This window comes from Roseisolibacter sp. H3M3-2 (genome assembly GCF_029211165.1).
Lineage (GTDB): Bacteria > Gemmatimonadota > Gemmatimonadetes > Gemmatimonadales > Gemmatimonadaceae > Roseisolibacter.
Window position 1 is genome coordinate 1 of sequence record NZ_JARGEK010000809.1, and the last position, 520, is coordinate 520.

The following is a 520-nucleotide window of genomic DNA, read 5'->3' on the forward strand; positions in this document are numbered from 1 at the left end:
ACCGTCAGCGGCGCGCGCGCCAGCGCCGGGTCGAGCGTCGCGACCGAGACGCCGCGCGCGCCCAGCGGCACGCGCACGGTGCGGACGCGCGCGCCGTCGCGCACCGTCCACACGCGCACGCCGCAGGCGCGGTCCATCCCCACGAGGCAGGGGAGCGGCCACCGCGGCGTCGCGCTGGCGACGCTCACGCCGCTCGCGCCGCCGACGCGGATCTCGGCGCTCCGCCCGAGCGGGAGCGCGTTCACCGGCGCGCCGTCGGCGTCCACCGGCGCCGCGCCGCGGTCCACGCGCCGCGCGAAGGTCGCCGAGGTCGGGTCGTACCACGCCCGCGGCGCGGCGCGGCGGTCGGGGAGTCGCACGTCGGCGTCCGTCCCGCCGCCCACGCGCAGCGTGTCGAGGAGCGGCGCGTACTGGCCGACGAGGTGCGCGCGCCACGCCGCGTCGTCGCGGGGCGCGCGGCCGACCACCAGCCACGCGCCGGCCAGCGGCGCCGCCGCGGCCAGCAGCGTCCACCCGCGCG

At 82.5% G+C, this 520-nt stretch carries 1 protein-coding gene; it reads right to left on the reverse strand.

The features are described 5' to 3' along the window. Positions 1–520, reverse strand: a 520-nt coding sequence (locus tag PYV61_RS26540) for a hypothetical protein (protein ID WP_275836896.1), incomplete at both ends; no start/stop codon positions are given.